General features: G+C 39.7%; 13 protein-coding genes. 1 reads left to right on the top strand and 12 read right to left on the bottom strand.

Going from position 1 to position 12,904, the window contains the following annotated elements; all coding sequences use genetic code 11:
* Positions 1 to 130 precede the first annotated feature (130 nt).
* The gene (gene ahpC, locus AC4G3K_RS13345; RefSeq protein WP_491075172.1) at positions 131 to 694 is read right to left on the bottom strand and encodes an alkyl hydroperoxide reductase subunit C; all 564 of its coding nucleotides are present in this window, start codon (positions 692 to 694) and stop codon (positions 131 to 133) included.
* A gap of 346 nt (positions 695 to 1,040) precedes the next feature.
* Between ahpC and AC4G3K_RS13340 the strand changes: the two genes are divergently transcribed.
* The gene (locus tag AC4G3K_RS13340) at positions 1,041 to 1,253 is read left to right on the top strand and encodes a hypothetical protein (RefSeq protein WP_491133609.1); all 213 of its coding nucleotides are present in this window, start codon (positions 1,041 to 1,043) and stop codon (positions 1,251 to 1,253) included.
* A gap of 172 nt (positions 1,254 to 1,425) precedes the next feature.
* Here AC4G3K_RS13340 and AC4G3K_RS13335 read toward each other — a convergent pair whose 3' ends face one another.
* The 11 genes from AC4G3K_RS13335 to kamA form a co-directional block, all read right to left on the bottom strand.
* A complete protein-coding gene (locus tag AC4G3K_RS13335; RefSeq protein ID WP_491133608.1) occupies positions 1,426 to 2,457 on the bottom strand; it encodes an HD domain-containing protein in 1,032 nt (343 codons plus the stop codon).
* A gap of 90 nt (positions 2,458 to 2,547) precedes the next feature.
* A complete protein-coding gene (locus AC4G3K_RS13330; RefSeq protein WP_491133607.1) occupies positions 2,548 to 3,000 on the bottom strand; it encodes a GNAT family N-acetyltransferase in 453 nt (150 codons plus the stop codon).
* A 348-nt stretch (positions 3,001 to 3,348) separates the two neighbouring features.
* A complete protein-coding gene (locus AC4G3K_RS13325) occupies positions 3,349 to 3,825 on the bottom strand; it encodes a GNAT family N-acetyltransferase (protein WP_491133606.1) in 477 nt (158 codons plus the stop codon).
* Positions 3,822 to 5,324 carry a M81 family metallopeptidase gene (locus tag AC4G3K_RS13320; protein WP_491133765.1) on the bottom strand — a complete coding sequence of 501 codons (1,503 nt, stop codon included), beginning with the start codon at positions 5,322 to 5,324 and terminating at the stop codon, positions 3,822 to 3,824. The genes AC4G3K_RS13325 and AC4G3K_RS13320 overlap by 4 nt, the downstream gene beginning before the upstream one ends.
* A gap of 22 nt (positions 5,325 to 5,346) precedes the next feature.
* On the bottom strand, positions 5,347 to 6,798 hold the full coding sequence (locus AC4G3K_RS13315; protein ID WP_491133605.1) for an aldehyde dehydrogenase family protein: 1,452 nt from the start codon (positions 6,796 to 6,798) through the stop codon (positions 5,347 to 5,349).
* Positions 6,799 to 6,802: 4 nt separating this feature from the next.
* Positions 6,803 to 8,101 carry an aminotransferase class III-fold pyridoxal phosphate-dependent enzyme gene (locus AC4G3K_RS13310; RefSeq protein ID WP_491133604.1) on the bottom strand — a complete coding sequence of 433 codons (1,299 nt, stop codon included), beginning with the start codon at positions 8,099 to 8,101 and terminating at the stop codon, positions 6,803 to 6,805.
* Between the two features lie 3 nt (positions 8,102 to 8,104).
* Positions 8,105 to 9,448 (bottom strand): aminotransferase family protein, encoded by a 1,344-nt coding sequence (locus AC4G3K_RS13305; protein WP_491133603.1) that lies wholly within the window; start codon positions 9,446 to 9,448, stop codon positions 8,105 to 8,107.
* 126 nt (positions 9,449 to 9,574) lie between these two features.
* The gene (locus AC4G3K_RS13300; protein WP_491133764.1) at positions 9,575 to 10,237 is read right to left on the bottom strand and encodes a 3-oxoacid CoA-transferase subunit B; all 663 of its coding nucleotides are present in this window, start codon (positions 10,235 to 10,237) and stop codon (positions 9,575 to 9,577) included.
* Positions 10,231 to 10,890, bottom strand: coding sequence for a CoA transferase subunit A (locus AC4G3K_RS13295; RefSeq protein ID WP_491133602.1), 660 nt, complete (start codon positions 10,888 to 10,890; stop codon positions 10,231 to 10,233). Before AC4G3K_RS13295 ends, AC4G3K_RS13300 begins: the two co-directional genes overlap by 7 nt.
* 107 nt (positions 10,891 to 10,997) lie before the next feature.
* The gene (locus AC4G3K_RS13290; protein ID WP_491133601.1) at positions 10,998 to 11,267 is read right to left on the bottom strand and encodes a YokU family protein; all 270 of its coding nucleotides are present in this window, start codon (positions 11,265 to 11,267) and stop codon (positions 10,998 to 11,000) included.
* Positions 11,264 to 12,679 carry a lysine 2,3-aminomutase gene (gene kamA / locus AC4G3K_RS13285; RefSeq protein WP_491075185.1) on the bottom strand — a complete coding sequence of 472 codons (1,416 nt, stop codon included), beginning with the start codon at positions 12,677 to 12,679 and terminating at the stop codon, positions 11,264 to 11,266. The genes AC4G3K_RS13290 and kamA overlap by 4 nt, the downstream gene beginning before the upstream one ends.
* Positions 12,680 to 12,904: the final 225 nt, after the last annotated feature.

The following is a 12,904-nucleotide window of genomic DNA, read 5'->3' as shown; positions in this document are numbered from 1 at the left end:
CACAATATCTTTTTTAATAAAAAAGGTACTTATCTCTTTAAGTACCCCTTTAAGTATTAGAACTCTTATATAAGAAATTAGTATTGCATTCATCCTTCAAGGAAGGATGAATGCATTTTTAACAATTAAATTAGATTTTTCCTACTAAGTCCAAGCTTGGTTCAAGTGTTTCTTCACCTGGAGTCCATTTTGCCGGACATACTTTATCACCGTGTTCTGCAACAAACTGAGCTGCTTGAACTTTACGTACTACTTCTGCAGCATTACGTCCAATACCTAGATCGTGAATTTCATATGCCTTAATTTCTCCTTCAGGATTCACAATGAACGTTCCACGAAGCGCTTGACCAGCTTCTTCAATTAATACGCCAAATTGACGAGAAAGAACATGTGCAGGATCTGCAAGCATAGGGTATTTAATTTTGCCAATTGTATCCGTCGCATCTGCCCATGCTTTATGTACAAAGTGAGAGTCAGTGGATACAGAGTACACTTCACAATTAATTTCTTTAAGTGCATCATAATTATCTTGTAAATCAGCTAATTCAGTAGGGCAAACAAAAGTGAAATCAGCTGGATAGAAGAAGAAGATGGACCATTTACCTTGAACATCTGAAAGGCTTACTTCTTTAAATTCTCCATCATGATAAGCCTGCACAGTAAAGTCTTCTAATTTTTTATTAATAAGTGACATATTGATATCCTCCTAAAAAAACTTTTAAGTAATGTTAAATACTATATTATAATAATTATTAAGAAAAAGTTTGTCAATTGCTTATTTATAATAATTATTATATTTCATTATATTTTTGTTCTTAATTCATTGAAAAAAATCATATAACTTCTATAAAAACTGAAATTATAAGGATTTTATTGATTATCACTGTATATATAGAACTTTTTCCACTACAATTTTCTTAATAATAAATAAAGAGGCACACGTCATATTAATTATTTAAATATAATATATTATCACTTTCCTCTTACGGTTTTTAGTATGTCCAAAACTGTTTAAATTCTTCACCCGCTGATGTCACTATATGATCTATTTTTTTAAGGTACTCTTTATCTTCAGTTGTATAGTCAGTTATATAAAAAAAGATGTCACACTGGCTGTCATGGTTCCTATGCAGCCGATACCAGTCAACATGAGAATCATCACAACAATCCATCCACATGCCGTTTACTGGCTCAATATCCCCATCCCTACTGTTGAAGCTGTCACAATCTCCACCAACATGGTCACGTTCTAAAATAGTAATACTTACCATCAATCTTTTTAAAAATGAAAATCCTGCAATACAAATGGTTTATATTCACACATGAAAAGCCCCGATACAGCTCACTGCCGTACCGGGGTTTTATGTAATATTAGACAACGCACCTATCTAGGGAGACAGGAGGATGTAAACTAAAGCAACTGTCTTATTCATGATACCCTTCGTAGAGAGCAAGAAATGCAGATTCTACCGCCCGGAGCGTATGGGCGGGAATTCCGCCACCCATATTATTCCACAATTCAGCGAACAAGTTTGGGTTATGACCTTCCCGCAGCAGCTTTTTAGCGTATTGGACTATGATATTCACATCACGTTGATGACGAATCAAACACATCGGAGACGGATAATTTTCACGGAGTCTAACTTCCGTCTCAAGGGCTTCGCTTTTTGAAATAGCTCTCAGTGATGGTTGGATTCGTTTCCATTCATTTTCTTTAACGGGAATCCAATCGCATGTATCCTCATGGTAAAAGTATGTCTCCTGTCCATTGGTCTGGTAGATCACCTCACCATATTCGTTTAAATCGCGATAATATGTTACGAAGATATCCGTATAGAGATTGGAGATCTCCCAGTACATATCATATTCATGCAGCGGTGCAAATGTATCAATCAGCTTGCTATAGTACCAGCTTTGCTGCTCTTTTCCACGGTTGAACCGAGTCCAGAGTGCATCGCCGCATTCGGTATAGTCCGCTTTGATACTGCGAAGATTAGACAGTTTGTCCGCACAGGCAAGCAGGAGTTCCTCAAAACTTGCTTTCTCTGTCATGTAGTCGATGGTATGCTGCTTTCGCTCTTCCCAACTAAGGGACTTGTTCTCGCTGTTCGACTGAACAAGGGACAGAACGCGAGGACCAAACTCCCTTGAAATTATATCTGCGGTCTCGTCTGTATCTTCCAGAACGTCATGCAGCAGGCCGGCAATAATCAGATCCGTATCACAGCCGGCAGCAGTCAGAATTTGGGCAACCTCAAATGGATGGGATATATAGGGGATATCCGTTCCTTTGCGAGTCTGTCCCTGATGGGCCTTCGTTGCAAAGAGAATGGCACGATGCAGAAGAGCATTTTCTTCCCACGTCTTTGGCCTGTATGGCGCCGCACATTCTTCATTTTCCTTATCAGGTTCACCCTGGTTTCCAAACCTATAAAACCCTAAACATTCTTTCGCCATTGATTTTCCCTCCAATCTTTTTTTTATGTAATTTTGTTGAGTGTAAAGAAACGTATCGTATATATCACTGAATTTTTCCGCACCATTTACTTACAATGATTCCATGTCTTTCACCATCTGAACATACGGCAATTGATGATACCCTTTTCTTTCATATAAAGCCGCGGCACGCATATTTTCAGGCTCGATTTCTAAGCGGTATCTTGCCGCTGGGACATTCATTTCCAACCATTGAAAGAAAGTTTCGCCAAACCCATTTCCTTGATACTGCGGTTTCACATACAGTTCTTCTATCCAAACAACTAGCCCTCCTGCTTCTCTCGAATAGGTTTTATTCAGTAGTGCATATCCCGCAATTCTGTTTTCATATTCAAAGAAATAACAATCCAAGTAAGTATCGGTACGCATTAGCTCATCAAACGCAAGCTCGTGATAGGTATTATTTATGTCATGCAGCACGGCTTCCGATGAATAAAAAGCCTTACCCATATCTATAAATTCCGCTTTATCTTGTGGTTTTATTTTACGAATTACTATTTTCATCCTTTTACTTATAACTCCTTTTCTTGCTTCATTCAGCTTTGATCAAAAATTCTTCAAGTCTGGATTTATAGTTGTATTGCCTCTTAGTAGAATTCTATTTTAAACTCCTAAATAAGCTGTGCACTTCCTCATTCATATCGCTATTTTGCACCACGAATTTCACAGTGAGTAGGACGATCAGTCCGCCTTATCTCTTGCTACATCTCCTATACCTAAAATAATACGGTTATGGCGTTATTACAACAATGATAACTGTACTTCTCCGCGCTTTACTCCAATTATTTAATTAGAAGTCATATTTAATTTTCATATTAAAAGACGTGCGGCAGTTCACACGTCTTTTAATGATTATAATATTTTTTCCATATATAAACGATCTTCCCCAGTTCCGAATTCATCATTTCTAAATTCTTTTACAAGAAAACCAAGGTTTTTATATAATTTTACAGCAGCTGTATTTGCTTCACTCACTGTTAAACTGACTTTTTGAAACCCATCTGCCTTCAAAATGTTCAGAACTTCCTGTAAAAATTGTGTACCCAAGCCTTTTCCATGTTGATCTGACCGTACATAATAACCAAATATATAGGCTTTATCCGGTTGATGATAATCTCTCATACATTCACAAACAGCAACCGGACGATCATCTTCCTTTTGTCTATAAAGTATTAGTTTTCCGTATCTCGCTAATGGGACCAATGTCTGTTCATCAACCGCTCCCACTCCCGGGAAAGCATCCTTTTCCAGCTCCATCATCATTTGCTGTTGTGCCGGAGTTAAAAATTCAGGTACTTCAATGGAATACATCGAATTCATTTGAGTCATGCTTCTTTCCCTCTTCTCTGGGTTATAAATTCTATATTTTTTAAAGGCCACATCTCCTCAGGTATATTTTTATATGGCAGCCGTACAATGTTGTTTGTAGAAACTCCCGGTGCATCGACATAAATGACCTCACTGATGAGTGAATCAAATGCTGCCCTAAAATGATTTTTAGCCTTTAAAATCAAATATCGATACTGGCGCGGTTCAATCCCTATATGGCGAAATAGTTCAGGATCATTTGCAGACATTGGTCTTCCTATCAGGAGGATATCGATTTTCCCCACTTTAATCAAACATGCTCCCTTAACATCTACTCTGAGATTCCTGTTGAATGGTCCACTATTATAAAATACACCATCGGTAAATCTAGAAACAATGGCCTTCACCTCAACCGGCAAACCGAATTCTGGTGATAGTTTACCGCCTAAAGATAAATGGACAGTTGATCCAACTCCTGCTTTTTTGCATGTTTCGATTGCCTCAGGATCTGTTAATCCTCCAAAAAGAGTCAGTTCTTGGTTGAGGTCAATACATTCACACAATAGTTGGGTTGTGTCTCCACTTCCGCCGCTCAATGGATTGTCTGCAATATCAGCCAGTACGATTGGCTTATTTTTATTCATTGAAAGAGCAAGCTGAAACGCCTCTTTAACTCCAGGCAAATGGACAATAAAATCGTGCCGTAATCCCCAAAAAGTTTTGGCTATGTCATGGGCTGCCTGCTCTGCCATTAACCTATTTTCGGCTATCACGATCACACAGGCACCAGCGCTCACTACATCCGAGTAAGGAAATCCACCGAAAACAGAGACATTAACTACTCCATCTAGCTCCTCATAGCTTTGAGCGAGCTCCATCATTACAGCCATTGGGCCTTCATTTGTCCGCATATTAACAGATGGCAGCAACATAGGGATTTTAACACAAACCGCTTCATTATGCTGGTTCAATAAAACATGATTCATTAAAGCATTTGCTGCATTAACCCCCTGCTCATACATATCAATATGGGGATACGTTTTAAATCCAAAATGATACGGCGTAATATCAACCATTGTTGGACTTATATTAGCATGTAAATCCAATGTCGTAGCAATTGGAATATTGTCTCCAAGCTTTTCTTTAATTTTTAAAAGCAAATATTCTTCTGCCCTCTCTATTCCCTCAATGACCATGGCTCCATGCAAAGCAATTAACAGGCCATCCAGCTTACCGGCTTGATCTATTAAACTCAGCATCTCTGTCTCTATATGTTCATAGGTTTCGTAGGTTACTGGGCCTGAAGGAATGGCTGCAGCACACAGAAGAGGTATGATGTCTACCTGGGCACGATTTCTTAAAACATCTATAAACCCGCCAACCTCCGTTTTTGTGTTTGTATAAACATCAAAAATTTCATTCTCTTTAAAAAAAGCTTCATTTTTAAAATGCTGTATGGTTGTTTTTGTTGGGGAGAAGCTATGGGATTCATGATAGAAAAAGGCTATTCCAATCCTCATGCGTTTCACAAAGGAATCCCTCCTATTGGTAATTCATATACACTGATTTCCATTCCGTCATGCTGTCTAAAACATGATGTGAAACTTCACGATGACCATTGCCGGAAAACTTCATTCCGCCAAACGCTACACCAATTTCTGCGTTTGCAGTCCCATTATTAACATAAACAAGGCCACTTTCAATATCGGAAACTGCTCGGTTAGCGTAGGAGAGACTTTTTGTAAAAATAGATGTAGACAGTCCATATCTGGTATCGTTATTTACCTCAATCGCTTCTTCGTAGCTATCTACTTCTATAAAGCCAAGAACAGGACCAAATATTTCTTCATTCGCAATAGAATGATCCCGTTTCACATTGCTGAAGATAGTTGGTTCAAAAAAATTCCCTTTTTGATTATCCGGCCTCTTTCCACCGCATTCAAGTATGGCACCTTCATCCAGTGCTTTTTTTATATAAGTTTCAACAATATTCAATTGCTGCTCATTCACCAAAGGGCCTATATCCACTCTATCATCTAATCCATTGCCGATTTTTAAACTCTTAGTTAACTCTACAACCCGTTTTAACAAAGCATCTTTCACAGAACGTTCTACAATAACCCGGCTTGTCGCTGTACATTTTTGACCTGTCGTTCCGAAAGCCCCTTTAACAATACATTCCGCTGCATAGTCCAAGTCTGCATCACGTAAAACAATGGCTGCATTTTTTCCGCCGAGCTCTAAAGAAATTCGTTTCAATTGTTTGGCTGCTGCCTGTGAAAGTAACAATCCGACTTCAGTAGACCCGGTAAAAGATATTATTTTTACATCCTCATGTTCAGCCAGGCACATCCCGACCTGGCCTCCACTGCCCGTAATGAGATTTAAAACACCCTTCGGCAGACCGGACTCATGAAGAACTTGAGTAAAAAAACCAGCTGAGAGTGCAACCTCTGAGGCAGGTTTCCAGACGATTGTATTCCCGCTAATAAGGGCCGCACATATTTTATAAGCGGCCAGAGCAATTGGAAAATTCCACGGAGTTATGCATGCAACTACACCAAGCGGTTCCCGAATCATAGTGATTGTTCTGTTGTTGCTGCCTGAGTAGATGGTTTCCCCATACATTCTGCGTCCTTCACCCGCCATATACCGGCATGTTTCTATTACTGCATTTACTTCCCCAAGCGTTTCCGCCAGAACCTTCCCCATTTCTCGTGTCATGACTTCAGCTATGTATTCTCTCTTTCGCTCGAATAATTCAGCTGCTTTCCATAAGAACGTGGCTCGTTCCGGTGCAGGAGTTCGTCTCCATGTTTTAAACGCATCGTTTGCATGCTGTACTGCTTTGTCCACTTGTCTGACCGTTGCGATTGCATACTTGCCAACCACTTCACTGGTTGCAGGGTTTATACTTTCTTGGTATTCCTGTCCGGCTTCAGCAGTCCATTGACCATTCAAATAAAGTTGTTGTTTCGTTATTTCCCTGGCCATTTACTTACCCCTCTTCCTCTACTACTTCCCTAATCACTTTTTCAAGAATCAATAACCCTTCATTCAAATCATGATTAGATATATTCAACGGCAGCATCAGCCTGATGGTTTGCCCATTAACACCGCAATTCATGATTAATAAATGATGATCCAAGCATCGTTCTTTAATAATTGGTACCATGGACTTCGCGGCTGATTCGTTAAATTCAATTCCAATCATCATTCCAATCCCGCGAATTTCTTTAATAGCTTCATAGCCTTGCAAACTAGTTTGAAGTCTGGTTACAATTTGCTCTCCAAGCTCCTTGCTCCGATTGACCAATCCTTCTTCTTCAATAACCTGAATACTTGCCAGGGCTGCCGCACATGATATCGGATTACCCCCAAAGGTGGATCCATGCCCTCCTACAGGCCATTTAGAATGCAAATCCCTGTTCGCTACAATCGCACCAAGCGGCATACCGCCAGATAAAGCTTTTGCTAGAATGAGAATGTCAGGAATCACGCCGGAGTGTTCAGAAGCAAACATCCGCCCCGTTCTGCCAAATCCAGATTGAACCTCATCAAATAGCAATAGGATGCCATACTCATCCGCAATCCTCCTTAATTCCTGTAAGAACAAGGGTGGCGCTGGATAGTATCCGCCTTCCCCCAATACGGGTTCTACAAGGATAGCAGCCACTCTGGATGGATCAATATGCAAATTAAACAAAGAATGTAATTGATTGAGACAATAAGATGTCAAATCAGCATCATGAATATCCTTTACTAAACCTGGATAAGGATAGGGTGTATGGTAAACCTCACCTACCAGTGGTTCATAGAACTTTTTATATTTACTGCTTGATCCTGTTACAGTCGTTGCGCCCAAAGTACGTCCATGAAAGGAACCGTTAAATGCAATAATTCCCGGTCGCCCAGTAGCCGCTCGTGCCAGTTTCAATGCCCCATCAATGGCTTCACCGCCTGAATTGGAAAAGAAAACGGTATCTAAAGTACCCGGCGTAATCTGTGCTAATTTTTCGGCCAAACCTATCACCGACTCGTAATAGCCATAATTCAATCCAAAATGAACCAGCTTTTCCGCTTGCTGTTTTATAGCATGAACAATTTTGTCATGAGAATGCCCCAATGCATTTACAGCTACCCCGGAAACAAAGTCAATATATTCTTCCCCATCCTTCGTCCAGAATCGGGTCCCCTTCCCCCGATCAATAATCAATTCTGTCACTCTTGTACTAACAGGAGATATGTGTTTTCTTGCCTTTTCTATTAATTCAATTACATTTTTAGAATGACTCATATCTTACCCCCTCGAATGAATAAATTGTTGCAGGGCTTGCTCTAAGATTGTTATGATTTCATCTATTTCTATTCTGGTTACCGTTAGCGGCGGAGCAATTAATAAATGATCTCCATCATAGCCATTGATTGAACCTGTCCCCGGATAAAAGACTGCCCCCAACTGCATAGCCATTCGATTAATTTCCTGAGAAGCGGAGACGGAAGCAGGAAATGGTTCTCCTTTGGGGTTGGAAACAAGTTCGATTCCTATCATTAAACCTTTCCCCCTAACATCCCAAATAATAGGATATCTCTCTTTAAGTAGGTTAAGCTGTTCAAGCAAATACTCACCCTGATTGTTAACATTAGCAAGGACATTATCTTCTTCCAATATCTTTAGCACAGCCAATCCTGCAGCGACCGAGACTGGATGCCCGCTGTATGTATATCCATGTGCAAATTTACCTTGGCTGTTTTGGATCAGTCCTTCAATTAACCTGTCGTGGACAATCATTCCGCCAAGAGGAGAATATCCTGCGGATACACCCTTTCCAAACGTAATAATATCCGGTGTAAAATCAAAATGCTCTATAGCAAAGTGAGTTCCCGTCCTTCCGAATCCTGTCATCACTTCATCTACTATTAAAATGATATTGTATTCGTCACATAATTTCCTGATTTCTTTAAAATATGAATCTGGCGGACTTACACTGCCCAGTTGGCTCCCGATGATTGGTTCGGCTAGAAAGGATGAAATTTGTTCCGGTCCTACTTCAAGGATTAATTTCTCAATATCCTTAACACATGACCAATTATGTTCTTGATTACAATCATCTATCCGTCTTTGATAAGGACAGCGAATACAATTTGGGGAGTATACATGTTTAAAATCTAAAAGATTTTGAGTGTATAGTTGCCTTCTTTTACTGTCACCCCCTGCTGATAAGGATCCCAAAGTATTGCCATGATAGGATTGCCACCTGCCAATCACAATATGTTTCTCAGGATTTCCGGCACCCTTATGGTATTGCTTGGCAAGTTTAATTGCACTTTCATTCGCCTCGGATCCACCACTGGTAAAATACACTTTATTTAAAGGAACTGGAGAAATCTTTGCAATTTTTTCAGCCAGCTGAAATAACACCTCAGTTTCAAAGCGCATCGTGTGGACAAAAGCTGCCTTTTTAGCCTGTTCAGCCATCGCGTCAGCAATCGCTTGATTACCATGCCCCAAATTAGCCGCAACAGCACCGGAGCAGGCATCTATATATTGATTGCCATCCTTATCGTATAAATAAATCCCTTTCCCATAAGTGATAATTGGATATACATGAGTCAAATCCCGATGGAATACATGGTCAGCCATCGCCTTCTCTCCATTTCAAAAGAGGTAATTTATCATTTTTCCTACATAAAAGATATGCTTAAAAAGTTCATTCAAGACTAAGAAGTTTAGTGTAACTTTTTTGTTAAGTATAGAACCTTAGATGCTTTAAATATAACTGCCAATGTCACCTTCACCGTTCAAATCCACCCGAAATGGTGCTTCCGTTCTCTCTTTGACTTTATCTATTGTGATGCCTGGTGCTGTTTCTATTAAAATAAGACCTTCGCCATCCACTGCAAAAACAGCTAATTCTGTAATAATCAAATCTACCTGCCGTTCCGATGTAAGCGGATAACTCAATTTTCTTACAAACTTTGATTTACCAGCTTTTGTTGTATGCAATGTCGTCACAATAACCCTTTTAGATCCCTCTAATAAATCCATCGCTCCACCGACACCTAGAACAGCTTTGCCCGGCACTGCCCAATTCGCCATTCTTCCCTTTTCATCCACTTGCAGTGCACCTAATATTGAAATATCAATATGGCAGCCTCTTATCATCGCAAAAGAAGTCGCACTATCAAAATAAGAGGCACCGGGAAGGACAGTCACAGGAAGCTTTCCTGCATTTACTAAGTTGGGGTCAGGTAATTCTTTTGGTGACGGACCAACTCCCAAAATACCATTTTCAGAATGAAGAAACACGGACAAATGAGCTGGGAGAAAATCTGCAACTAAGGTAGGAATTCCAATCCCTAAATTGACAATATTTCCACTTCGGAGAACTTGTGCAGCTCGTTTAGCTATCCTCTCTTTTGGGATCACAATGGGTCCTCCTTTACCACTAAATAATCAACATACAAATGGGGTGTGATAATTTCCTCCGGATTCAACTCATCCGGTTCAACTATTTCATCAACTTCAGCAATCACTATATCCCCTGCCGTAGCCATAACTGGATTAAAGTTGCGAGCTGACTTTGTATAAATCAGATTTCCAAGTTTATCCGCTTTAGAGGCTTTAATGAGCGAAAAATCAGCTGTTAATGAATCCTGCAAAATGTATTTTTTGTTATTGAGAATTCTTTCTTCTTTTCCTTTTGTTAATTCAGTGCCTACTCCTACGGGTGTATAGAATGCTGGTATTCCGGCACCACCTGCACGGATTGCTTCAGCTAATGTGCCCTGCGGCAGTAGTTCTATCTCAATCTCCTCCCTAAGGTAGGCATCCACTACATCAGGATTAGAGGTAAAATAGGAACCAATCCCTTTCTTTATTTTCTTTTTTTGAACGAGAATTCCAAGTCCCCTGCCTGGTTCACCTAGATTATTACTGATAATTTCAAGATTTGTTATGCCCATTCGGTCAAGGGAATGAACCAATGTTAATGGACAACCAACCAAGCCAAACCCGCCAACCATTATACGGTTTCCATCTTTCAGTAAAGAAATGGCTTCATCCGCAGTCAATACAGGCTTCACTTCATACACCCCAGTCCTTATTGAAATAAACGATTTAACAAAACGCCAAAGAATAAAGCTTTTCTTTGACGTTTAAGTATATTTGTAAACGCTTACATATATTTTGGTTATTTAAAATAATTCCGTTTTAATAACCGGGGAATCGCCATTAATTTTTCAAAGGAAATGGAACCAGGCAACTGTTTTGTATTGATGAGCAGTAAATGATCCTCAACCTCTTCTGTCAGTTCATCTGTTAAATAGTCCATTTGGCATTGGGAACAATAAATGGTTGGGGTTTCTCTAATTTCCAGTGATTGCGTGCCATCTGGTAACTCCCAAAATACCGTACTCTTTGTCTCAATTGCAGCATCTTTTTCACACCATAGGCATTTCATATTTTTGAATCCTCTTGATCCGTCTTAATCTCTTTCGTTTGTTGAGCCTTGAATTTCTTTTCCTTGAGTTCGTCACGTTTATCACGCTGATTTTTGAGTGTTAAATGTTCCGGGTTTTGTTGATATGCACTCCGCTTGTTATATCTCTCCAACCCCTCAGGTGTAATATTAAATTTGGTCTCATCAATGATGGACAGAATTCCGGTACTCTTATAATCTTCATACACATTTGGATAGGTTTGTTTGAAATATTCATCGGCCCGGCCGGATACATAGCCCTCCGGTTCAGGATAGGAGGTAATTACTCCTTCAAAATTACGAAGAATGACTTTGTTGGAGCTTTGAGAAATGATATAGTTTGGTTGCAACGGGATCTTTCCACCCCCGCCAGGAGCATCTACTACAAAAGTAGGTACTGCATATCCGCTCGTATGGCCACGAAGCCCTTCCATAATTTCTAAACCTTTGCTAATAGGTGCCCTGAAATGTCCAATCCCTTCAGATAAATCACATTGATAAATATAATAAGGCCTGACTCTTATTTTGACTAAGTCATGCATTAATTTTTTCATAATCTGAACACTGTCATTTATACCGGCCAAAATGACGGCCTGATTACCAACAGGCACTCCAGAATCAACCAGCATTTCACAGGCACGCTTTGATTCTTCAGTAATTTCAATCGAGGTATTGAAATGTGTATTCAGCCAAACAGGATGGTATTTTTTAAGAATGGTACATAAATCTTCTGTGATTCGTTGCGGAAATACGACGGGAGCTCTTGTTCCAATCCGTATGATTTCTACATGAGGGATAGCCCGTAAATTTTTTAAAATATACTCTAATATGCTGTCATTTATAAGGAGACCATCTCCTCCAGAAATTAAGACATCTCGGACTGCTGGCGTTTGACTGATATAGTTGATTGCTTTATCTAATTGTTTCTTTGGTACACCCATACCGATTTGACCTGAAAATCTTCGTCTTGTACAATAGCGGCAGTACATCGAACATTGATTTGTAACTAAAAACAGAACTCTGTCCGGATAACGATGAGTTAATCCAGGGACAGGAGAATCTTCGTCTTCATGTAAAGGATCCTCTAAATCGTACACCGTTTTATGGAGTTCTTGGCCTATAGGTACTGATTGCATACGGATTGGGCAACGTTCATCATCAGGATCCATTAGAGAAGCATAGTAGGGGGTTATGTTTAATGGTATTGTTTTAGTGGAAATCCGAACACCTTCTTCCTCTTCCGGTGTCAGATTGATAACCTTTCGTAAATCATCCAATGTTTTAATGGTATGGGTTAACTGCCATATCCAATCATTCCATTGATCATCTCTGACATCTTTCCATAACTCGATCTCACTCCAATGCCGTTTGGGTTTGTATAAGTTATAGTCCACTCTTCTCCCTCCCCTGGTAAGAAATAAACTTTCAAGCCGGATTTACAGATACAAAACTACTATATGACAGAATGGAAATTTGGTGTATATAACCCAATCTCAACCTATCACCTCTACCAGGGCAATGTCAATGACTAAAAATTTTGACAATAAACGTCAATTTGCAATCCCCCTTTTTATGACAAACGAAAAAAGCAGTTCAGCATAAATACTGAACTGCTTCGA

The sequence above is a fragment of the Bacillus sp. z26 genome, assembly GCF_058313635.1.
The sequence above is the reverse complement of the archived record's forward strand: the minus strand, read 5'-3'. Positions and strand labels throughout refer to the sequence as shown.